This is a genomic window from Paenibacillus sp. FSL L8-0502, assembly GCF_038593055.1.
Lineage (GTDB): Bacteria > Bacillota > Bacilli > Paenibacillales > Paenibacillaceae > Paenibacillus > Paenibacillus polymyxa_D.
This window is the reverse complement of record NZ_CP151958.1, coordinates 1,276,267-1,300,261: the sequence shown is the minus strand read 5'-3', so window position 1 is coordinate 1,300,261 and position 23,995 is coordinate 1,276,267. Positions and strand designations below refer to the sequence as shown.

The window sequence follows — 23,995 nt, the reverse complement described above, 5'->3', positions numbered from 1 at the left end:
ATAAAGAAAGTTAAAAATCCATACAGATCGGAGTGTAATGATGAATAATGTAGAGCTTGTCCCTTACCATTGTGGGCATGATGCCATTTTACATACCTTCTACTTACCTGAGGAGCAGAAGCAGTTTACTGGAATGCCGGATGAAATGCTCATACTGGCCAAGGAAGATCCGCACCGCCATCCTGTCGTGATTACGGCTACTAGAAGACCCGTTGGATTTTTCATTTTATACAATGGGGATGAATTAGCGGACTATACGAATACTTCTGAGGCACTGCTGCTACGCGCGTTCTCTATTCATTACGCAGATCAGGGACAAGGATTCGCCAAAAAAGGGCTGCTTCTACTACCACAGTTCATCGCCAGACACTTCCCACATATTCGCGAGATTGTACTGGGCGTCAATGCCCGTAATCTGTCTGCCCAAAGTCTGTATCGCAAATGCGGCTTTATAGATGAAGGTGACACTAAAATGGGTCAACACGGCTTGCAGCATATTTTTAAAATGAGCCTATAAGAGGTTGTTCAAAAAGTCGTCTTTCCATAACGAAGCTATTCAAGAAGCGGATTCGACGTCGAATCTTGAATTCAGCCGGGCCTTCCGTTGCTCACGTAGATCTGTCTACGCTCCGCTACTCTGTCCCTAGCTTCATCCAACCTTCTCGGTCCTGAAAAGCCGTTTTTTTGAACACACACTATAAGTTGACCTCGATAGCCCTCGCCCAAATAGAAAAGCTTTCGGCACCAACGCCGAAAGCTTTTATCGTTAAATCTCACCAATTGAAAAACTCAATTTGTAATTACCAAACTTCGTAAGCTCATCCAGCATGGTATTTAACTCTGTCTGTGAGGACATGCGCACCCGCATCCAATAACAGCCCTCCCCACTCACCCGGTGGATTTCAACAATATAGGGATGCTCCCGTGCAAAAGCCTGGAAAGCACTGTGAGTCGTTCCTGAATTCAAAAAAACCGTAATAAAGGCATGAATCGTCTGTCCAATTTTTTCAGGGTTCCAGCGCAGCGTATAGCCTTCGATAATGCCCGCATCCTGCATTCTTCGAACACGCGCCCCTACGGCTTGGCCTGTCAAATGAACAAGCTGGCCGATCTCCTTGTGCGATAAAGAGCTGTCTTCAATTAAATGATGAAGAATGCGCAGATCGGTGTCATCAGGTGCGAATAGTTCCATAGTTATTTTTCCTTTCATGATGAAACGATAATGCTGATTTTCCTTTCAGCAAACCGTAGCCTGTAGCTCCTTGCGTCAGATATGATTGTAACAGAAACAATGAACTACCGAAAATACACTTGGTCAAAAATAACATTCATCACAAAGGAGCTTTCATATATGAAAATCACACTAATCCGTAACGCAACCTTATGGCTGGAATACGCTGGAATAAAATTTCTGATCGATCCGATGTTGAGCGATGCTGGCGCAAATCCGCCGGTCCCCAATACGGAAAATGCCCGCCGTAATCCGCTGGTTCCCTTGCCGCCACAATGGCAGGCACTCGGACAGCCTGACGTTGTCATCGTCACACATTTACATCCCGATCATTGGGACCCGGCAGCAGTACGCTGGTTGGACAAACAAATTCCTGTCTTCTGCCAGCCCGGAAATGAAGAACAAATCACTGCTGATGGTTTTACACAGGTTACCCCGATTCCGTTGGCTGGTTCTGTGGGAGAAATTGAGATTATCCGTACAACCGGGCATCACGGCACCGGAGAAATCGGGGAGCAGATGGGACCCGTATCCGGCTTTGTTTTTCAGGCACCAGGTGAACCTGTCGTCTATTTGGCCGGGGATACGATCTGGTGCAGTGAAGTCGCGGAAACACTGGATAAATACCGTCCTGACTGGACAATTGTGAACGCTGGAGGAGCACGGTTTACGGTAGGTGATCCCATTATTATGACTGCCCAAGATGTAACGGCGGTAGCACAACATGCCCCTTATACACAAATCGTGGCTGTCCACATGGAAGCAATCAATCATTGTCTACTAACTCGCTCAGAGCTTACGGAACATATCAACCGTGAAGGTTTAAAGGGGCGCGTCCATATTCCGGCAGATGGAGCGACGGTTTCGGAGTAAGGCAATCGTCCTGAGTCACCGTTTGCGCCTATTTTGAATATATTGGATTTCAAAACGTATAAAGAAGGGATTATCGATGAATTGGCAATATCCTAATTACGGTACAGAAACCCAATGTAAAGAAGTTCCGATTACTTTTCCTCCCCAGCATCAATATAGACAGCCGGGGTTGGAATACCTAATGGTTCCACGCCCTATTTATGATAATCCAAAGTATATCGGCACTGGAAAGCTTCAGGATCGGGTGGCTATTATTAGCGGTGGGGACAGTGGTATTGGTCGCGCGGTTGCAGTGGCATTTGCCAAGGAAGAGGCCGATGTGGTCATTGCCTATCTCGATGAGCATCGAGATGCTATGGAAACCCGTGATGTCATTCACAGGCTTGGCCGACGTTGTTTGTTAATTCCGGGGGATCTAAGGCTAAAAAGCAACTGCTGTCTGGTTGTTCAACAAACGATGGAAACCTTTGGTCGTATTGACATCCTGATTAACAACCTAGGTATTCAGTTTGTGCGCGAATCGTATCTGGATATCAGTGAGCAGCAGCTTCGTGATACGTTTGATACGAATATTATTTCCTTCTTCCATATGACTACAGAAGCATTGCCGTATATGCGGGCTGGGGCCAGCATCGTCAATACGGCATCGGTGACAGCCTATGTGGGTCAAAAGAATATGATTGATTATTCAGCTACCAAAGGAGCTATCGTCAGCTTCACCCGCGCTTTGGCTAATAATCTGGTCGATCAGGGTATTCGCGTGAATGCGATTGCTCCCGGTCCGATCTGGACTCCGCTGAATCCGGCCACACAGTCGCCTGAAGTCATTCGCACCTTCGGCAGCAATACACCAATGAAGCGTGCCGGGCAGCCTTATGAATTGGCTCCTGCCTATGTGCTGCTGGCTTCGGATGACGGTTCCTACATTACAGGCCAAACGCTGCATATAAACGGCGGCCAAATGGTCACGACTTAGTTTCGTTGGCTGATAGCCACAAGACCCAACAAGCAAGAAAACCTCCAGCATCCACATTTCTAGTGGAACTGGAGGTTTTCTTGTCTTACGATACCGAATCTGAGCTTAAGCAGATCTTTTGTTTTTGTTGTAAATATCGAAGGCAACCGCCAGCAGCAGCACCAAGCCCTTGATTCCTTGCTGCCAGTCAATACCCAGACCGATCAGAGACATACCGTTATTCAGTACGCCCATGACCAAACCACCGATAATGGCTCCAAAAACGGTTCCGATCCCGCCGGACGCCGAAGCTCCACCGATAAAGCAGGCTGCGATGGCATCTAGCTCGAAGTTCGTACCCGCTCTCGGCGTAGCCGCGTTCAGACGTGCAGCAAAGATCAGACCGGAAATGGCCGCCAGCACACCCATATTGACGAATACCCAGAACGTTACTTTTTTCGTTTTGACACCGGACAGACCCGCTGCCTTTTCATTTCCACCCAACGCATACACATGACGACCCATAATCGTGCGGTTCATGACGAAGGAGTACACAACGATCAGTATGAACAGCAGCACGAGAATGTTAGGAATCCCCGCATAGCTCGCAAGCATAAAGGTGAACAGATTGATGACCGCAGCTACCACAATCAGCTTGAGTACAAATAATGTCTGTGACGGAACCTCAAATCCATATTTAAGCTGAGAACGACGTTCGCGAATTTCGTTCACGATAAACCATACCGTGAGCGCAATGCCGACAATGATGGATACCAGGTTATAACCGGTAGATGAAAAATCCGGCAGGAAGCCTGAACTGATTTTCTGGAAGCCCCCCGGAAATGGAGAGATAGATTGGCCTTCCAGCACGATCATTGTCAATCCGCGGAAGAGCAGCATTCCTGCCAAAGTTACGATAAACGCCGGAATCCGTACATAAGCGACCCAGAATCCTTGCCAAGCGCCGATTAACGCCCCGACCAGCAAAGATGCAATGACAGCGATCCATGCTGGAAGCTGCCAGTCGACCATCATGATGGCGGCAACCGCACCGACAAAAGCGGCTATGGAGCCGACGGACAAATCAATATGTCCAGTGATGATGACCAGCACCATCCCGATGGCCAGCACGAGAATATAGCTGTTTTGCAGAATCAGATTGGTAATATTAATCGGCTTCAACAGCAGGCCGCCCGTCAGTACCTCGAACAAAATCATAATGACGACCAGCGCAATCATCATGCCATATTGGCGGATGTTATTTTTAAATAGTTTAGTTATGGTTTCCATGCTTCACGCCTCCTGACTTGGTCATATATCTCATCAACGTTTCCTGCGACGCGTCCTCACGGCTAACCTCTCCAGTGATCCGCCCAGCATTCATGACATAAATCCGGTCACACAAGCCTAGTACCTCTGGCAGCTCGGACGAAATGACCAGCACTCCCTTGCCTTCAGCGGCAAGTCGATGAATAATCGTGTAAATTTCATATTTGGCGCCCACATCAATGCCGCGTGTCGGCTCATCCAGAATCAGAATATCCGGTCCGGCGAAAATCCATTTGCTCAGCACCACCTTCTGCTGATTGCCGCCACTCAGATTACCTGTTTTCTGTAAAATACTCGGCGCTTTGATGTTCATGCTTTTTTTCATTTCCTCTGCAATGACGACTTCCTCCTGCTCATTGACGACAGCGCCCTTCGTCAGCTTGTTCAGGCCAGTCAGCGAAATATTACGCTTGATATCATCCATTAGGATGAGGCCATACTCCTTGCGATCCTCTGTTACATAGGCAAAGCCGTTGTTGATCGCGTCCGTAACCGTGTTGTTCTGGATCGGCTTGCCGTCTTTAATCAGCTGACCAGAGATGTTACGTCCATACGACTTGCCAAAAATGCTCATCGCCAGCTCGGTCCGTCCCGCTCCCATCAGTCCGGCAATCCCGACAATTTCACCGCGACGGATGTTCAAATTCACCTGATCCAGCACCTTACGGTCTGCATGATGCTCGTGATACACCGTCCAATCCTTCACTTCCAGAACGACTTTGCCAATCTTGGCATGACGCTCTGGATAACGGCTGGTCAGATCACGTCCAACCATCCCGCTAATGATCCGATCCTCCGTAACCTCATCCTTTTTCATATCCAGTGTCTCAATCGTCTTCCCGTCACGCAAAATCGTGATCGAATCTGACACCTTCGCGACCTCATTCAGCTTATGGGAGATGAGAATGCAGGAAATACCCTGCCTTTTAAATTCCAGCATCAAATTAAGCAGATTTTCACTATCATCCTCATTCAACGCCGCTGTCGGTTCATCGAGAATAAGCAGCTTTACCTTTTTAGATAGCGCTTTCGCAATTTCGACCAGTTGTTGCTTCCCGACCCCGATGTTCGTAACTAATGTATTGGGATTCTCACTCAAACCGACCTTGGACAGCAGATCGCGTGTACCCACAAAAGTCTCTTTCCAATCAATCACACCGCCGTTGGCGCGTTCGTTGCCCAGATAAATATTTTCCGCAATTGAGAGATACGGGATCAGTGCCAACTCCTGATGGATAATGACAATGCCTAGTTCCTCGCTCTGCTTGATATCCTTGAACTCACACGTTTTGCCCTGGAAAACAATATCCCCTTCATAGGTTCCATGCGGATATACACCGCTTAGTACCTTCATCAGCGTCGACTTGCCCGCACCATTCTCACCGCACAAGGAATGGATTTCGCCTTCCTTGACCTTGAGATTTACATTTTCCAATGCCTTCACGCCGGGAAAGGTTTTGGTAATTCCCTTCATTTCCAAAATGATTCCAGTCATGGGATACGCTCCTTTCGGTTGGATTCTTACACTTATTTCAGTCCGATTTGCTCTTTGGTGTAATAGTGACTGCCGACAATATCCTTCTCCACATTCGTCCGATCTACCGAGATTGGATCAAGCAAGTAGGCAGGAATGATCTTTTTACCGTTGTTATAGGATTCGGTGTCATTCACTTCCGCTTGTTTGCCCTGTAAAATGCTGTTGGCCATTACGACCGTTTGCTCAGCCAGCTTGCGAGTATCCTTAAATACAGTTTGCGTCTGCTCCCCAGCCACAATGGACTTGATGGAAGCCAGCTCCGCATCCTGCCCTGTAATGATCGGCAGCGGCTTGTTCGCTGATCCATATCCGACCCCTTTCAGGGATGAAATGATACCGATGCTAATGCCGTCATACGGGGATAGTACCGCGTCCAGATTGGCCCCTGAATAGTAGGCACTCAGCAGATTATCCATCCGCGACTGCGCTAATGCTCCATCCCATCGCAGTGTAGCGATCTGCGCCATCGTCATCTGCTTGCTGCGTACGACCAGCTTACCGGAATCAATGTAAGGTTTCAGTACGGACATCGCACCATTAAAGAAGAAATAAGCGTTATTGTCATCCGGTGAACCACCGAACAGCTCGATATTGAAAGGGACTTTGCCTTCCTTGAGTCCCAGCTTTTTCTCAATATACGCCGCCTGTAGCACGCCCACCTTGAAGTTATCGAAGGTCGCATAATACGTCAGATACGGTGTGTTGCGAATCAGACGGTCATAAGAAATGACCTGAATCCCTCGGTCGTGTGCCTTCTGAATCACATCCGTCAGCGTGTTTCCGTCGACCGAAGCGATCACCATAACATTGACGCCCTTGGTGATCATATTTTCGATTTGGGAGATTTGGTTTTCTACTACGTCCTCGGCGTACTGTAAATCCGTTTTATAGCCTTGCTCCTGAAACAACCGGACCATATTCTCCCCGTCCCCTACCCAACGCTCGGACGATTTGGTCGGCATGGAAATGCCCACATAGCCTTTTTCCTTGCTGCCCGTTCCACTCTCCGCCAAATTACAGGCCGAAAGCATCAGGGCCAAAACCAGAAGCCATACGACAACAGCTCCTTTTTTCATATGAAGTTCCCCTTTCCTCATGTGATGCGGGTCAATTTGAAGGTAAGTGCTGATAGAGTTAAAACGAGATAGCGCTTACATAAGTGAGGCAGGAAGTGCCTCTCCTTTTTTTATGTGCAAACACATGGTATCATTCCAGGCCGAGAAAGGTCTTTGCTGGTTTTGAACTTTTTTTATAAAATTTTAACCTTTGTGGTGAGGAGGAGGGATTGGATTTGAGGAGAATGGAGATTGTCGGGAGATCGCTCATATATTTTGAAAAACGAAAAAAAAAGACTTTAGCCTGCTCACGATTGGCAAAGTCTCAATTTGTTGAATCATTATATCAGATAGCTAATGAGTTTAGATTTTTATTGACAATTCACCAATGACAGGTACATGTGGTTCAAATAAACACTAGCTAATCCTATTTTAGATAAAAAGACTATATAGCAGACCCAGGCTCCAATAGAGCCACAGCTTGAATATTTATGTTATACGACGGAATCACTTCTTCGATCAATCAGAATTCTTCCTTGATCTTGATCTGTCATTGCTCTGCTATGTGTTCCAATAAATCTCCTGGTTGACAACCTAAAGCCGTACATAATTTATCAATTACTTCTAATGACACATATTCATTCGTATTGAGCTTCGCCATTGTAGCAGACGAAATCCCCGTCATTTTAAGTAAATCCTGCTTCTTAATTTCCCTGTCGATCAATAATTTTCGAAAAGGTTTGTAACTAATCATCTGATATTCCTTTCACACATGAAGTTAATTTTCTTTAATTATATGAAAGTACATTTTCTTTATCAAAAACATCTTCAACATGTATTAACTTATATGTTCGTTATGATGAAGTTATATTCAACAAGTTAAAATTTTATTCATAAAATTAAATCCATTGGATGGTGTTCAATTATGCATACTTCTTTAGAAGTCTTACTCGATTCACTGATTCGTAATCGAATTGAATCTTTATATGGCGAGCTTATCAAAAACAACTCCAGATACAACCAATTCTCATCCGAACGGAATCTTTACTTCAAGCAGTTACATGAACTACTAACAGAGGATATACAAAAGTCTGAACTATTTGTTTATGTCGTTTCACTGAGCAGTCTGTACCAGCAAGTTAATGATATTGTCCAATTAGCTTTATTCCTTATTCTCATCGATATTAGAATCTTTAGCCGCCGCAACCTCGTCAAGTTTACTTGTATCAATTTTCACAGCATACTTTGAAAGTAATTCCTCTAGTTGAGGTGAGCTTTCATTCTGTCCGACCAGTTTTCCGTACAATTCGATCGATACAGGAACTAAATCAGACTGACTATCAAACAATTGGGTCAAATTATCAATGTATTTATCCTCATGTTTGATACACTCGGCTCGGATGAGGTCCTCACATGAATCTTTCACTTGACCTAATCGATCATAGCAACAGAATCTGCTCCAATATAATATATTATCATTTGGCTCTATTATAATGGCTTGACTATAGTCTTCAACGGCAGACTTTAATAATAATTTTTTCTTTTCTCGATTCTTCTCTAGATCGCTTAATTCCAAATAGCACCTAGCTCTATAGCTATAGTCTCTTTTTAATGGTTTTATAGAGTTTGTTTTCGCCAATTCAATGCTTTGGGAAAACCTATTTATTGATTCATTAAATTCTTTTATAGATTTGTCCCGTTGTAACGCCAACGCGAAGTAGCCCTGACCTATATTTCCAAGATAAACACTTCTAGATTGTTCAATAGATATACATTCAAGTGCCAACTCATACATTTTTATAGCTTCCTCAAATCTCTTTGTTTCAAAATAGCAATTCCCTAATAGATTATAATTTTTAGGAAGAATGAAGCTTTTCTCCGCCTGCTTGATACCATATTCAAAAAAATCAATAGCTCTTTCTTTATTACCAATGTCTTGGTACACCTCAGCAATATTAAACAACCAATCGCAGTCGACAATTTTCGATTGTAGTAGTATTTCTTCCTTCTCTTTGAGTTTATCGGCATCGAATGATTCAATATTAATTATGTCTATGATATCTTCCGCTAATTCTAAGAGCATGTCCTCGTTCTCCAATTCCGGAATTAAATCCACCATGCCGTCCTCAGAAATAATGACAATGACGCATTTCTTCTGCTCATCGGTTTTTAACTTGTGCAAATAACGATGCGCTGAGTTATAGCGTGCTCCGCGACTGGCGTCCCCGATATCCTCTTTAGCTATTCCATCTAAAATAACCCCGATGGCATGACAATTGCCATCTGAATCGAAATAGATCGCCCCGTCTATTGCAGTTAAAAATTTTATGTATTCCGGATTGATGATTCCAGGCTCAATGAGTGTTGACTGTTTACTGAGATGGCTCAGTTCTTCTTTTGCTGTAGTATTCTCAGTGATCACCACCATAGTACCATGCTTTTGTTCCCGTGCTTTACGCACAATTTGATCGAGTTTCTCCATTTTGTGATTAATTTGATTGTAATCAATGTAATTTTCCCAAAATATATTTTTCAATAGTTTTTTGAATTTTTCGGTGCTGTAACCCTCCTCTCCCAATCTTGGATTTTTAAAAGAGATGGAAATGAGTTTCGTCTCAATTAAGCTAAGGTCTGATCGGTAATACTTTTTCTCATCTTCAACGAATAGGTTGCCTTCACTTACAGGCTCAGTTTCCGTTCGCACAAGAACAAAATTGTATTTGGATAGTCCAGTGAAATCGAGCCTTAGAGCTAGAGTGCCTTTTTGCAAATTCCAATTCACTTCGCCTAATCCGTATATCTCCCATTCGTCGCCAATCAGATACAAGTCCCTTTCCACGTTTGTAAGTTCCAGTAACTTTCTAATCCTCTTAGCATCCTCTAATCTAACTCGATCCTCTTTCGTAAATTTGACTGTGAATCGAATAATCGATCTATTTGCTATCACGTCACTATTCAAGAATAAGATGGAACCGAAGGGACTAGAGTTCTCATAGGTTAAGGAAGAGATGTCGTCTATTTTCTCCAGCAAGCTATTGACGTAATATACGTTGCTTAGTTCGTTTTCAAATGCAATTCCAAACTTATCAAACTCAATGTTTTTCTGAATATAGTGTTGCATTTTTCCAAAAAATAACCTTGTTAATCTTCTATTAAACTGAATGCCATCTTCGTTATATTTGCGTGTGATGGAGTCATCGTTGTTCACTTCAACTGCGTTGTTAGTATGAGCGAAAAAGTCATTAAAAAAATAGTCCAATAACATTCTAAAAAAAGAAATTTCTGGTTTTGTATAAAAAAGCTGCCGGGTTTCATTTTCAACGTTTCTTATTTCAACTATGTATACAACAGAATATGTAGATTCACCTTCTTTATAAGGTATTTCGTTGACGTAAAGTATACGTGTGTCGTTAATATTGCCTTCGTCATTCTCAACCTCACTATCCGAAATCCCGTTGTTTCCAATAACCTTGTAATGTTGCTCCTTGTACCATATCTCATTCACATATTTTTTTATACTGTCATAGGTATTCCCTGTATTTGCGGGATCAACCCTGAGTTCAGTATATATGTTCGCCATCGTTTGCAACGTATTCTGGGATATTGATGTCGATTTTTCGCCTTTCGCAACGGTTCTCTTCACTCGAATCGTTTCAACATGCGTCTGATTTTTGTCGTAAACAAGCGCATACAGTTTATTGTGAATCCGTTTGTTTAGCTTCTTTAAAATTCGCGATAAATTTTCGTAAATTATTTGATTTAAAATTTCGAGTTTGTTTATTTTGGTTTGCAAAATTTTATCCCCTGTCCATAAATAGTAAAAATAGCCCAATTACCTACATAGTACTACGCGTATGTGTAAATTTTACTATATAATTCATTTAATGCAATCCAATTGATTTATATCTCACTATAAAAATAACAAATATATACTTTTAAAACATTTAATACAATTATTTAAATAATATTTTGAAGAGTCTTATATTATTCGTTTCACATATTTCCCATTGAAAGTGGGTTACTCCTGGAACAATTATATTTTTCTATTGGGTTCTTATTAGTAGGTGCAATATTATATAAGATAACTGATTCACCGAGAATTAATTATATTGGATATTCCTTTTGGTGGGCAGAATGGTGTTGGTTGTCATTATGGATTATCACATTGTTATACGATATTGAAATGATAAAACCATTTCTGATTATTTTTTTGATTGAATTAATCTCTGTTTTTTATGGATGTAAAACAATCATTAAACACCTAAAGAAATAACTTTTTGGAGATTTCATTTAACGTTTACTGCATTCACGACCCCAGCGAATGCTGGGATGTTCGGTTGCTTCTTGCTTCCCTGAAATCCTTCAATACCGTGAGGTAGGACTTGAGTTGGAAGTTTTCAACTAGTAATCATTCAATACTCCTTGTATCTCATGAGGGTATTCAATTTCCTGTAACAAACATTTCAGCAAATCACGATAATCCGAATAATTTGTTTCAATTATAAATGCTACTTGTTGAGATATTAAAGTAAAACTATTCATTGACACTAGGACACCAACAAGTAATGATTGCGCCATAAGATTATTAAATTTCAATGCAATATTCATTAATATCCTTGTAACATTTATTTGTAATGCTATATTTTGTGTCTCATAGTAAATACAATCTATAAGTAAAGATACTTGATCCCAGTCCGCTTCATTATTATTTGATATATTGGATATATTTTCTTCAGTCATCTGTACAAAAGGAATCATTAGTGCGTCATATTTGGCACACTCCACAAATACATTTATCGGAATTGATTTGAATGGTACTATAAACTTTTCAATAACCCTATCAGAATCCTCAACTTGAACTGATGCAATACACTTTAAAACATAATTAACATCGGCCGAGAAATCTTTAAATTCATAATTTTCCAAACTATAAAACGGAAAATTTTCTTTTCTCATACTTTTTCTATCCATAAGATTAATGTCGTCAATAAGTTCTTTAGTTGTCTGATACCGTTTAGTACGCTCCTCCTCCATAGCCTTCATAACAATTAGCTGATATTTTACTGTCTTCCTGTATCGTTCTTCTGGTGATCTCCCACTTAATAAATAATAGAGCATTGCACCTAATGAATAAATATCAGATAAATGATCGGCACTCTTCAAACTGTTTAATTGTTCTGGCGCGGTATAACCTGCTCTTCCATAACCATAAACAAAGAGTCCTGTTGATTTCGATTGTGATCGCTTATCTTTTGCTAGTCCAAAATCAGCAACTTTTACTACTATAGTCCCGTCACTCTCTTTAAATATCAAAATATTATGAGGAGCTAAATCTCGATGACTAATTTTGCGGTCATGAAGATAAGCTATACCACTTAAAATATCTTTAAAAATACTTATTCTTATATCTTCCGATATATTGGAATTCAGTCCCAACCATTCATCTAATGAAGCATCTGCCAAAGGCATTGTGAAAAGGAATGGCTCATTCACTAGTTGTATTTTGCTAATTTCAATTATATTTCTATGAGAAGCTTTCTCTTTTAGAAACTTCACTTCTCTTTTGAATCGGAGATAATGATCGTCTCCTTCTACTTCATTATTTTTAAACATGCGGGATCTTTCGAAAAGAACTTTACATGCTAATTCTTTTTTTAATATAGGATCAAACACTCTATATACTTCTGCAAAGGATCCTTCACCAATCTTTTTTAAGGGAATTAATTGATAATCTCTTTCCTCTTCATTATCTAAAATCCATAAACGATTTGTTTTTTTAGTAGAACCTGGACAGAACAAAATATTATTCCCTTTTAAAATATCTTCTATCTGTTCTTCATTTGGGTTTGGAATGAGTTCAGTTCCTAATGTCAAATGATTTAATACTTGTAATGCAAACAACAACATTTTACCGCCATCAGATTTAGGACTGAAGTAATCATAGTCACCAGTAAACTCATAAGCAAGCATTGGTAAATAGATGTTACTCTTTAAAGGGAGGTAATTAAATATTTTATTAATTAATTCGAGCAAATGTTTTAAGGAGTCCGGCCTCTTTTTGTGCATAATATGAATAAATGGTGCATTTTTATAAGTCTTGATAAATAAAATGAATTGGTAGAATGAACTTTCCATCGGATAATCACTCAAAAATATTTGAAAAAATTTCTTCTTTTCCGTATCATAACGCTGCTTGTCTTCACTTTTTGAAGTTAATTCCCCCCCGTAGTACATTTTTAATAAATCATTTAGATCATATCCATCGAATAATTCTCGATATTTACTATTCCGAATTTCCTTTTCAATTTTGTCAGCGGCAATTGGGATTACCTTCTCATTTCCATAAACCGAACCAAAAAAACCGTTTAATACCCGCAATTCATCAGATGTTGGATCTTCAAGATTAACTATCGTACTTCTGGTAATTCTTCCATAACTTCTGTATTTTTGACGAAAAAGCAAGAACACTCTGTTAAAGCCATCGATGTTCCGGAAAATCTCGACTAATTGCTGTAATGATGATTCCATCTATCCAATTTCCTCCGGCATGTTTTTCTGTAAGCTTTTAGCAAGCATATTATGCTAAGTTCTTTCGTCTTTTTAAGAGAACGTAAGGGTAATAGAAAACCCATCATCTTGTCACATTATTCCTCATAATTTGTCCTATTTGCCACCTTCATGAAGAATTCCATTCCCCCCCCCCCCCCCGCTGCACGTGGTGAACACCAAATAACTCAAAACAATGTAACCTGAGCAACCGAAGATTGAATGTCCTCGCTTGCTTCATAAGGCTCTTCTACACGTGTCTTCTTAATGCCATTCCATGAGTAAGAAATTGAATTAACAAGATTTGAATTCCCCATTCGATTCAGAACATAAATCGACAGATCAGGCACTACATCGAAACATCCCCATAAGGATTGAGAGTTTAATGTGTAATCAAAGTCGTACATCTCAATAACTTTGAATGCTTCTTTGATATTGTTATCATCTACGCCTGCAAACGCTTCGTCTAATGCAAATATACGAGGAGCTTCACAGTGAGCACTTTGCAAACGTGCATCAACAGCTGCTAGAAGTGGCGTGTACATCGCCATTGCTCGCTCACCACCAGAGAATGTGTTGTAATTGCTTTTCTTCATTTCTTTGCGCTTTTCACCTGTTTTTTCGTAGTAAATAATGAATTCATACCATTCTCGATAATCCAAGACTAACTTAATATCTTCCATGAAGGTCGATGTACCGCTCAACTCAGCTTTGCGTTTCGCCTCATATACCTTGGAACGAAAATGCTGGGCTATCCTTTTCCTATCGGGATCCGCAAGCCACATAGGATCCTTCTCTAGAAATCGAACCAATTCTAGTGTATCGAGTTCTTGTTCACTGTTAGTCTTTTTCGGTGACCATTCGACATCAAACTTCAGTCCACTGGAGTTCTGCGTCTTTTCCATTATTGTATTGATACGTGCTACCCATTCTTTTGAATTTTGAATTTTGTTTTTTATGGTTTCTCCCACATGATTAATCAGGATGTCTTCGTAAATCTCACGGTCCTTTTCAGCCATTACCTCTGCAAGCGTTTTATCTTGCTCGGTCAGTTTGATTTTGGCAAACGAGGGCGAAACACGACGCGACTGATACTCTAGTGTAATTTTTTCACGTTTGGCTATCATTTTAAGCATCTCCACACGACTTTCATCTTCAATAGCCATATGAGAAAAATCGACTTCAAATTCTAACGGTTCCATCGTTAAATTGTATTCTGGTAAACCCTTGTCCGCATCCGAGAAAACATTGCCTAACTCGCTTTTATTTTTTACTCTATCCTTTTTCGAGAGGAGCTGCCCGAACTTGGACATGATACTCTCAGCAAGCGATTCCGTATCTGACTCGATTTCAAGCCCAAATTTTCCACTGAATTCTTTTACATCTTGAAACAAAGCAATTTCCCATGCCAAAACAAGCTCTTGCATAAAAAGTTCTTTCTGAGCACCAGTCGAAAGACGGTCACGAAGATTTTTCAAATCGTTTTTCAGTTCACTAAGTTCCCTGTCCAGTGCCCTTTGGTCTATTGGAAATTGTTCCAGCTTATCGTTAATACTTTGGGCAAGCTTTCGAATATTATCCGCGCCAATATCTTGTAACTGCTTTTCATAGCTTTCTATTCGTGTATCTATGCTTTTGATTCGCCCATCAAGTGACAGAACGTCGGCCCTTGCCACATCCACAACATCTTTAAAAGTAATTATCTTGTCATCTTGATTCTTTAGAAGACTTTGTTTATCCCCTCGGGAACGATAAGAACTCTTCAGATTTGATAACGCTCGCTCAAAATTTCGTAAGCCATCACACGCATCATTTACGGCTTGCTCATTTTTCTCAATAGTGATATCTTCGAACTCTACATTTAGGTTCCTGATTTGTGTCTCCACGCTCGTGTTCAGTTCCTTGAATTTTTCATTTAACGACGAGATCTCAGGCTCCAACAATTCTGCAATGCGTTTTGCAACGACTTCAAATTTTTCTTTGGCATCCTTTAGAGCCGGAAATTTCGGGCGTGACCGGTACTCAACTTCAATTTTTATTTGTCGCGTTTTACTTTCATTAGAAAGTACTTCAAGCTTATCAATTTCAAGCTTAAGAGCAGCAACCTTTTCTTTTAACATTGCAATTATGCGAAGCCGCTCTTGTTCCCGCGCATGCTTTCCAATATATTTGGCTACACCATACTGCGAAGCAGTTCCGGCTATAAAAGAACCTTTAAATGATCCATCAGCCGTTACAAAATGGACGTCCTCATTAGAAACTGAAATCCCCTTCAGAACTGCTAGCACATCTTCATGACTCACATCGCCAGTAGCCGAAACCGAAACATCTAGATACTTTGTTAGATTGTTTGGTACCTGAGCCTGATGAGTACTAAGAACCGTTCCAGACAACGCTTCGTTATAACGGTTAGCGGGTACAATCAGCGAAGTTAATATACCAGTTTCAGTAAGTACCGATTCCAAACGTGACTTCTGCTCCTCAGTAAGATTCTTTTTGAAATCAACCACGGCGTAAAAAGGTACATACGGTATCCCTTTTTCTTTGAACTCCCGTATCTGGTTCTCCTTGGCTATCGGAAGTTCAGGTTCAATTTCATCAGTTCCCTCAAGAACAACGACTTCTTCTTTAGTAAGATCTCTTTCTTCAACCTTTAATCGAATTTGTGCTTCTATCCATGCCTGCTCTTTAATGCATTGGGACACTTGTTCTTCGCGCTCACCCAAGATTGGCAACATCAATTGCTCCTCAGTCACATTTTCCAGATATCCATTAAACATCCGTTTCACACTCGTACTACTATTAACGCTAAGCACAAGAGCTGTTAATTCATTCATCCAGTTTTCAAGCTCTATATAAGCGTTGTTTCGTTCCATATCATAGATATTCGCAAGAGAAGTACGCCTTTCTCTTTCGTTTTCAAGAACGTCTTGTTTCACTTCAATTTGTTGTCTCATACCATCTAGATCGCGCTTCTTTTGGTCCAGCTCTTTAATTTGTTTGAGAAGTCCTCCAAGTCTTTGAAGCCTGATTCTTATTTCAGACTCCCAATTCAAAAAAAGATAATCCCCATTTTTTTCATTCCGTTTGAAATGGTCAGAGAATGCCAGATAGATGTCTTCAAATGCCGAATCTATCCCCAGTTCCTCCAGACTCTCCATCGCGACTTTAAGTTCTTTATCAATTGCCCACAATTCATTTTCAATATTACGCCATTCGTTATTAGCATCCATTAATGATTTTTCATTTAACTCATAGCGATTCTTTTTGACTGATTTCTCATTCAATATTCGCGCTAGCTCTTGTCTGGCAGATTGAAAAGCATCATCCAAATCCACTATTTTATCATGCCCCAATTCCTGCCTTGCTTGCTTCAACCCTTCAATTTCACGTTCAATGTTTCGGAGTTTTTGCTCGGTCTCATCATAGTCGACACTCTTGGTTTCAATATCTCTTTTTACTCTCTGATGTTCCAAAGCAATGGTATCCCACGTATTTTTGCTTTCCAAATAATACTTAGCCTTCTCCGCAAATACGTATGAAACATAATCGTCATAACCTTTATCCAGTTTCGTTGCAAAACCAAGGTCGTTTTGCGTTTTTAGAATTTCCCGCTGTGTTTGGTCTTGTGCTTCCACGGTAGTGGTTAAAGCGGACAATTCATAATCGGATAATGGCGGTAATGATTCGTTCAAGGTTTCTTTTAAATCGTCCGGCCCTCCTCCTTTGGTTAATTTAGGGCTCTTAAGCCGTACGAGTACATCGGTAAAAAGCTTAAGTCCTATTACATCCGGAAACTTGAACAGTTGCTTATTAATCAGTTCCGCGTAATCTTTACTATCAACGACCGTACCACTCTCGCCGATTGCTGTTGTTATTTGTTTTCTATCTAAGGGAATTTGCTCTGGTGAATCATCTAGTACTTCTACCTTATAGAGTGAGATCGGATTTGGTCCACGCCCAATACGCCGATGACGGTCATGAATCACAAACCCCCAGGCATCTTCCAACCTTCTGTTTTTCCGTTTGGAATGCAGTCCAAATCCCGTCGTGATATACTGCTCCGTGTTCGTCAACTTATATTCAATCACAACATAACCAATGCGCTCGATAATGTCCTTGTTTAACGACTCTTCTCCAAGCAAGATGTCATAAAACTTGCGGTCACTTGACTCAAATGGATCCAACCGCTTAGGGTCCTTGTTTCCATCTAGCATGAATGTAAAAAGCGTATTCATGGCAATCGACTTTCCCGCACCATTATGACCACGCAGTAACAGTCTTCCGTTTTTGAAGTAATATTCTTCATAATTAAAATACCAATAGTTAAATAGGATGAAGCGATGAGGCTTCCAACGCTGTGTATGATTAGTCATCATCATACTCCTTTATTATTTTCTTCTTTAGGTTTTTCAAAAAATCTTCCGATTACATCATATAGTTTTAAATCACCTTCTTGCGTTGTCTCCACTAATTTCCATTCAAATAGCATATTTTTAACTGTATTCTTAATTTCAGTGATACTCATACTTTTTAGGCCCGTCGTCCATCCGTGACTATTCTCATCTATGAGCTGTCGACACATAATATCCAAATCAACATTTGTTAAAACGACTGTCCCATCTTTTTGTTCACCGAGACTGTCATCATCGTCGATGATTTTAAGTCTTAACAACGTTGCAAACTGAACAAGTAGGTTCGATTCAGCATTACTTGCTGGAAAGAACCGACGAAATGTGCTTACGTTTTCTTTTACTAAAAAAGCACTGCTTCCGTAGACATCCAGATTCATATCGTAGTATTTTTCGGCATGTTCATTTAAGTGGCGACTGTACTGTCTTAAGTAATCAAAATCTGACGCCGATACTTCATGCCGATACAAGGCTGGCTCTAAAAACAGTTTTCGGTACAGTAAATGCTTTCTTTCTAGACCTAATTCCCGTTCCTGAGTTTCTTGAATCAACATAATATCATTTAGCGTCAATTCTCCTTCAATATTAAAACCAATATTACGCATAAAATATTTCACAAGCCCGGTTGAACGCAGCAGTGCATCATTCGTTTCTCTGTCTTGGAAGTCTTCTATGTTTTTATCAATCACTTCTATCAGACACCGTCGAACAGCTTCTTTCAATACACGAACAAGTGATAGTCGGTTTCTATAGCCTTCGTTACCTTTCCATGTTAATGGTAGGGGGTTTTCATTGACCGATCTCTCGGAACTTCTTGGGTAGTACGAAACGACCGCTTGGCAAACATCTGACAGCGTAAATTGCTTTGATGCCTTTCCATCCAAAAACGCAAGTACACAGTAAAAAATGATGTAATCTTTCACCTCTTTGAAATCTGATATGCCTGTTGACGGTTGAGGCGTTACTTGAAACTTCTCAACTTTTGCAAAATTTGTCCCAACTACCAACTTAAAACGGAAGTAGTCCTTAAAGTAATCTCGCAGAAACCTTTCGTTTTGTTTAATTTCATAAAAAAGCTCTGGATTCTCCTTGCGCACAACCCAAAAATTATCGAGTAGTTGATGAATGCAATTAAGAGACTCCTGAGACAACTTTTTCACGCGTTTTCACCTCGGTAAATGTCATTTGGAAATCGGGCAAGAAGAGGATTCCATCTAAACAATGCAATTCAATAATATCGTTACTAACCTTATGAAGTTTAAATTTCACGCCCAGTTCTGTGGTACCCTCATAAATGCCGTAGCCAACTGGATTCAACAGCGCCGCACTTATCCAATCCAATAATGCCTTCCGAACAAACGGCTCAACTCTCGTTTCCAAATCCTTCAAGATTAAGCAAGGCTGCTCCACGATCGCTTTTAATACAGTTTCTTCGTATGTCAGCCGCTCCGCGAGCAACCGTTGCTGTTCGAGTGCCTCCTGGCTCACTTTCGATACCTTCAAATTCTGTTTTATGGTTCTCTCGGATGGTGGTCGAATACGATACGTCACATCTAGCTCATCCGGGTCAAAATCCCATACCGTACCATCATTCTTTTCTGACGGTTTCCGTGCGACTTTGAAATGCTGGATACCTTCGAATCCGAATAGGTAAGAAAAAACTTGATGGGCTTCTTCCAAGTTGCCGGACTCATGTATCATGTCTGCAAGTCGTAAAAATTCTGTTACTCGACTTTTTTTCACAAATTGTCGCTCTGCATAAAAATGCGCAAGCTTAGACATTTTACTGATGGCATCCCGAGTACGAACTTCAAGTTGAAACGCTTTGCTCGATTTAGTATCACTTGCCAAAAACCAGTTACGGATACCTGTCCATACATCAAAAAAGGTATCGGAATACTCTTTATCCGACACAACCGTAGTGGTCGGCATTTTTTTTTTATGACGGACGAGTTGCATTACGATGTTCTGAATTTTCTTCTCCGAAATGTGTGTAATAATATTAATTATCGCAGGCGAATTGCGGTTAAGTTCAACCATGAAATCCGTTAAATAAGAACAGAACTGATTTTTAAATACGATGAAGGCATCGGTTTCCATTTTGCTATCCAATTTATCACCGCTGATATGATTCAAATAATCCGAAGCATCATTATCAAGCTTTGTAAAACGTTCGAACAGCTCCTCCCACGCTTCATATAGTTGAACAAGCGAAGACGAATCCAACTCGGTTTGCATGGAAAATCCGTTTAATTTTACAAGCGCATTATATAGGTGCTCAGTGAGTTTTTTATCCAAAGAACCACCACGTATACGATGAAGTTTTTTCTCCATAAAAATAAGCATTTTTTCAAATTCAATCGTATATTCCGTTAGTGAATATGTTTTTCGATTCCTAATAAGTTCTTCCAATGTAACAGCATCTGTATTATCTTGGTTCAACACTAAGTTATTGTTTTCAACTAAGACCGATAAATCAGCATCTTGCTCTTCGAGTGTATAATCCCCAAATTTCGGAAATTGTTTAAGATGCGTGAAAATTTCTATTGGTAAAACTTCATTATTAAATATACGATGTTGCTCATACATGTATCTTAATATTGGACGATATCGGTGCGTTTTTTGTGTTGACAAATAACTTGCTTCTTTTATTACACGCGTCAATGACAAATCCAAACGAAACACTCCTTTTCGAAGTCCTGTTTTACATAATTTGATAAACGTAGTCCCGTTTCTTAATATTTGGAAATACCGATATTATAAATATATAACATCGTGGTCGGATTCTAAATGAAAAATATTTAAAATGCGGTGATAATTCATGGTCTTGCCAGTTAACGCCGGCAAAGATGCTAATAAAAATACAACATTCATTTCCGGACAAAACGGGAAGCGGAAAGCGAATATACAAAATTTCGGCTGGAGGTTGAAGTAGATGAATATATCACGCCGGAAAAAAATGAATTTCGGAGCATTTATTGAGGAATGGTAATCGATAAGCCACTATATAAGTTGAACTTAATATTAGAAAACTATGGTAAGAATTTCGTTACTACATGTCGAAGTATGTAATAAACGGCTTTACTTCTGCCAGCTCTTCCAGCGCATCCTGATCTTTATTCGCTTCAAAATATTCCTCGGCTTCTTCACAAAGCTTCGCTCGCAGCTCCTGCTTATATTCCTCTGGGTCCAAAATGCGTGTCCGACATTCCTTGCCCTGAGACATAATGAGGTGCGGAATCCGATCCCGCACCAGTTTGTTGTATGTAGGCATATGAAATAACACCCTTTCTGATGTGGAGGTGTTAGCCATCATCCAACATCTTCCTTTTCGTCATTATATCATTAGCTCAGAAAGAACCGGGTATTATTGATAAAAGATCTACCGATTCATTGAACGGACTTTCTTTATAAATCGATGGATACCGCTTAGACGGATCAGCTACGATCCGCTGTGACAGAGACTCTAGAATAGAGTCCGTTTTATAAAGCAACTTGTCTACTTCCTCCTGTCTCATCGTCTCCTCGGATGCTTCATCCTCTCCCGAAACCAGATAATGTACCGTACCGATAAACAGCACCATATCTAAATTGGGCTCAGCATCTGTGTGAATTAAAGGGAATAGGTCAGTCATGGATCGAATGTACGATGGAATGATTTGGTTTCGATGAACATACATGGCCTTAGCCATAGAAAACATTGCTCGATCACAAAGAATGAGACAGTTTTGAAACTGATTATGGTCGCGCATCATCTGTGCAAGCTTGATCTGGTATTCGGCAAGCTTTTGAAAATCCATCATGCAATTGAATATGTAGGTGTCGCTGTACTTAGGCAATTTGAAATCAGAATCATTATGTAGTTGGGGACTTAAGGAGTAATGTTTCATGGGGAATCAACTCCTGAATTAAAATTTCATAAATAAGGGTTTTGCAAAATCCTGAAACAAATGTGAGCAACGTAGCACAAATATGTAACCATCAAGATGTATAATTTTCTAGCTACCGGACAAGCTTCCTAATAAATATTACTATATAGTAGTTTTTAATTCAATTTACTTACTAACACTTATTAATTAGATGTAACTCTTTCTCTACACTTCTAACTAGAGGATTTTGCAAAATCCAACAAGCGACTTCCAATAATAATATATAGGTCGTGATGATCTAGTTCGTCTATATATTGCACTTTGGAGCGATTGAAATCGATTTTGTAGAACCCTTACTATAGAGAGGTGTATTCATGTCAGAACTTTTGGAATTAGTCGGTACACGTATTCGAGATATTCGAAAGTCTAAAGGGCTTTCCCAAGAAGCTTTAGCCGAAAAAGCAGGATTCAATTCGAGTTATATTGGATTTATTGAGCGAGCGGAGAGAAATATATCTTTGAAAAATCTGGAGAAAATAGCGAAGGCATTGAACGTGGGCGTCTATCAGTTGCTTACATATGTGAAGGACAATGATGAGCTTACCGAAGAACATTCAAGTATAAAAACCATTTTAACTCTCCTTAGAACTCGTGAATCCAAAGATACTGAACTGGCATTAAAGATTCTTACGGACATCTTTATAAGAATCGATGAACGATGAAACAAAAAAGGAACTGCACTTTGCAGTTCCCCACCAATCTCTTACGACAATGCCAACATCGCTTTCATATCTTCCTCTGCGGTCGTAATTAGCTTCAAGCCAAACATCTCCACCAGCACATCCAGTACACCAGAAGAAATGAACTCAGGCGGCTTCGGCCCAATGCGAATATCCTGGATCCCAAGACTGAACAAGCCCAACAGAATGGCAACCGCTTTTTGCTCAAACCAGGACAGAACAATGCTGACAGGCAGCTCGTTCACCGTACAGCCGAATGCATCCGCCAATGCCAGAGCAATTTTCACAGTAGAACCCGAATTGTTGCATTGCCCCAAATCAATATAACGCGGAATGCCGGTATCTCCAACGGTGCCATAATCCACGTCATTGAAGCGGAATTTACCACAAGATGTGGTCAGAATGACCGTATCGTTCGGCAAGGATGTAGCCAGCTCGCGATAATAGTTGCCGCCTTTGCCTGGTGCGTCGCAGCCTGCGATGACGAAGAAACGGCGGATATGTCCGTCTTTAACGGCCTGAATAATCTCAGGAGCCAGCCCGATAACTGTCTCATGATGATATCCCGTTGTAAGCACCTGCTCTGAATCTACATCTGCGGCTGGCAGGGCTAACGCACGCTCGATCAATGGAGAGAAATCGTCGTCCATGATCTTGGCTACTCCCTCCAGCCCGGCTACTTCATAAGAGAAGAAGCGGTCTGCATACGTGCCTTTGATCGGCATAACACAGTTCGTCGTAGCCAGAATTGCGCCCGGAAACTCTTCGAACAGTCTACGCTGATCGTACCAGGCTTTACCGATATTCCCTTTGAGATGTGCATATTTCTTCAATGCCGGGTAACCGTGAGCAGGCAGCATTTCCGAGTGGGTATAGATATTAATGCCCTTACCCTCTGTCTGCCGCAGCAATTCCTCCAGCGCATACAGATTATGTCCGGTCACGACGATACATTGGCCTTCGATTTTATTCTGGCTGACCGTAATCGGCTGCGGAATGCCAAAACGATCCGTATGCGCACGATCCAGCACATCCATGATCCGTACAGCCGCATTTCCGACCTTCATCGCCATTTCCAAATGCTCTTGTACATTAAAGTTAGAATTGGTTAAGGTCATATATAACGCTTCATGCGTGATGCGATCTACCTCAGGATCGGTATAGCCCAACTGGCGAGCATGTGTCGCATAGGCAGCAATCCCTTTTAATGCAAAAATCATCGTATCCTGCAAGCTCGCTATCGTCTCATCTTTCCCGCACACCCCAACTACTTTACACCCGCCACTCGGCGTCTGTTCACACTGATAACAAAACATATCGTTTTCCTCCAAATATTTATAGATATTTGTTCGTTATCCCCAGCGTAACAAACCCCTGAATGCGTAGGTGTGATTACACACACATTTTTTTAGCATTTATCATCATAGAACAGTGTAGGACAATTCCAC

At 40.8% G+C, this 23,995-nt stretch carries 16 protein-coding genes and 1 pseudogene; 4 read left to right on the top strand and 13 right to left on the bottom strand.

Going from position 1 to position 23,995, the window contains the following annotated elements; translation table 11 throughout:
- The first annotated feature begins 40 nt into the window (after positions 1-40).
- Positions 41-517, top strand: coding sequence for a GNAT family N-acetyltransferase (locus NSQ57_RS05780; protein WP_340887069.1), 477 nt, complete (start codon positions 41-43; stop codon positions 515-517).
- Positions 518-766: 249 nt separating this feature from the next.
- Here NSQ57_RS05780 and NSQ57_RS05775 read toward each other — a convergent pair whose 3' ends face one another.
- Positions 767-1,192 carry an Lrp/AsnC family transcriptional regulator gene (locus tag NSQ57_RS05775; protein ID WP_165144551.1) on the bottom strand — a complete coding sequence of 142 codons (426 nt, stop codon included), beginning with the start codon at positions 1,190-1,192 and terminating at the stop codon, positions 767-769.
- 159 nt (positions 1,193-1,351) lie between these two features.
- Between NSQ57_RS05775 and NSQ57_RS05770 the strand changes: the two genes are divergently transcribed.
- Both NSQ57_RS05770 and NSQ57_RS05765 read left to right on the top strand, forming a co-directional pair.
- Positions 1,352-2,104: an MBL fold metallo-hydrolase gene (locus tag NSQ57_RS05770; RefSeq protein ID WP_165144548.1), complete on the top strand. Its 753-nt coding sequence runs from the start codon at positions 1,352-1,354 to the stop codon at positions 2,102-2,104.
- A 76-nt stretch (positions 2,105-2,180) separates the two neighbouring features.
- Positions 2,181-3,080, top strand: a complete 900-nt coding sequence (locus NSQ57_RS05765) for an SDR family oxidoreductase (protein WP_342425767.1) — start codon at positions 2,181-2,183, stop codon at positions 3,078-3,080.
- Positions 3,081-3,185: 105 nt separating this feature from the next.
- Here NSQ57_RS05765 and mmsB read toward each other — a convergent pair whose 3' ends face one another.
- From mmsB to NSQ57_RS05710, 11 genes and pseudogenes are all read right to left on the bottom strand, one after another.
- Complete coding sequence (gene mmsB, locus NSQ57_RS05760) at positions 3,186-4,349, bottom strand: multiple monosaccharide ABC transporter permease (RefSeq protein ID WP_068938496.1); 1,164 nt, start codon at positions 4,347-4,349, stop codon at positions 3,186-3,188.
- The gene (gene mmsA / locus NSQ57_RS05755; protein ID WP_340884599.1) at positions 4,333-5,883 is read right to left on the bottom strand and encodes a multiple monosaccharide ABC transporter ATP-binding protein; all 1,551 of its coding nucleotides are present in this window, start codon (positions 5,881-5,883) and stop codon (positions 4,333-4,335) included. The genes mmsB and mmsA overlap by 17 nt, the downstream gene beginning before the upstream one ends.
- A gap of 32 nt (positions 5,884-5,915) precedes the next feature.
- Positions 5,916-7,001, bottom strand: coding sequence for a multiple monosaccharide ABC transporter substrate-binding protein (chvE, locus tag NSQ57_RS05750; protein WP_342425766.1), 1,086 nt, complete (start codon positions 6,999-7,001; stop codon positions 5,916-5,918).
- Positions 7,002-7,530: 529 nt separating this feature from the next.
- Entirely contained in the window at positions 7,531-7,734 is a 204-nt protein-coding gene (locus NSQ57_RS05745; protein ID WP_342425765.1) for a helix-turn-helix transcriptional regulator, read from the bottom strand.
- A gap of 408 nt (positions 7,735-8,142) precedes the next feature.
- Positions 8,143-10,773 (bottom strand): diadenylate cyclase, encoded by a 2,631-nt coding sequence (locus NSQ57_RS05740; protein ID WP_342425764.1) that lies wholly within the window; start codon positions 10,771-10,773, stop codon positions 8,143-8,145.
- A 608-nt stretch (positions 10,774-11,381) separates the two neighbouring features.
- Positions 11,382-13,508 (bottom strand): protein kinase, encoded by a 2,127-nt coding sequence (locus NSQ57_RS05735; RefSeq protein ID WP_342425763.1) that lies wholly within the window; start codon positions 13,506-13,508, stop codon positions 11,382-11,384.
- A 206-nt stretch (positions 13,509-13,714) separates the two neighbouring features.
- On the bottom strand, positions 13,715-17,902 hold the full coding sequence (locus tag NSQ57_RS05730) for a TIGR02680 family protein (protein ID WP_342425762.1): 4,188 nt from the start codon (positions 17,900-17,902) through the stop codon (positions 13,715-13,717).
- A 2-nt stretch (positions 17,903-17,904) separates the two neighbouring features.
- A complete protein-coding gene (locus tag NSQ57_RS05725) occupies positions 17,905-19,098 on the bottom strand; it encodes a TIGR02678 family protein (RefSeq protein ID WP_342425761.1) in 1,194 nt (397 codons plus the stop codon).
- Positions 19,070-20,614 (bottom strand): TIGR02677 family protein, encoded by a 1,545-nt coding sequence (locus NSQ57_RS05720; protein WP_342425760.1) that lies wholly within the window; start codon positions 20,612-20,614, stop codon positions 19,070-19,072. The genes NSQ57_RS05725 and NSQ57_RS05720 overlap by 29 nt, the downstream gene beginning before the upstream one ends.
- A gap of 406 nt (positions 20,615-21,020) precedes the next feature.
- Positions 21,021-21,212: pseudogene (locus NSQ57_RS05715) on the bottom strand (nucleoside triphosphate pyrophosphohydrolase); the annotation flags it as partial.
- Positions 21,213-21,288: 76 nt separating this feature from the next.
- Entirely contained in the window at positions 21,289-21,828 is a 540-nt protein-coding gene (locus NSQ57_RS05710; protein WP_340954555.1) for a hypothetical protein, read from the bottom strand.
- 353 nt (positions 21,829-22,181) lie between these two features.
- Here NSQ57_RS05710 and NSQ57_RS05705 point away from each other — a divergent pair, with 353 nt between their 5' ends.
- Positions 22,182-22,529 (top strand): helix-turn-helix transcriptional regulator, encoded by a 348-nt coding sequence (locus NSQ57_RS05705; protein WP_029516129.1) that lies wholly within the window; start codon positions 22,182-22,184, stop codon positions 22,527-22,529.
- A 41-nt stretch (positions 22,530-22,570) separates the two neighbouring features.
- On the opposite strand, the gene hcp is transcribed toward NSQ57_RS05705, so the two are convergent.
- On the bottom strand, positions 22,571-23,863 hold the full coding sequence (hcp, locus tag NSQ57_RS05700) for a hydroxylamine reductase (RefSeq protein WP_028543172.1): 1,293 nt from the start codon (positions 23,861-23,863) through the stop codon (positions 22,571-22,573).
- Positions 23,864-23,995: the final 132 nt, after the last annotated feature.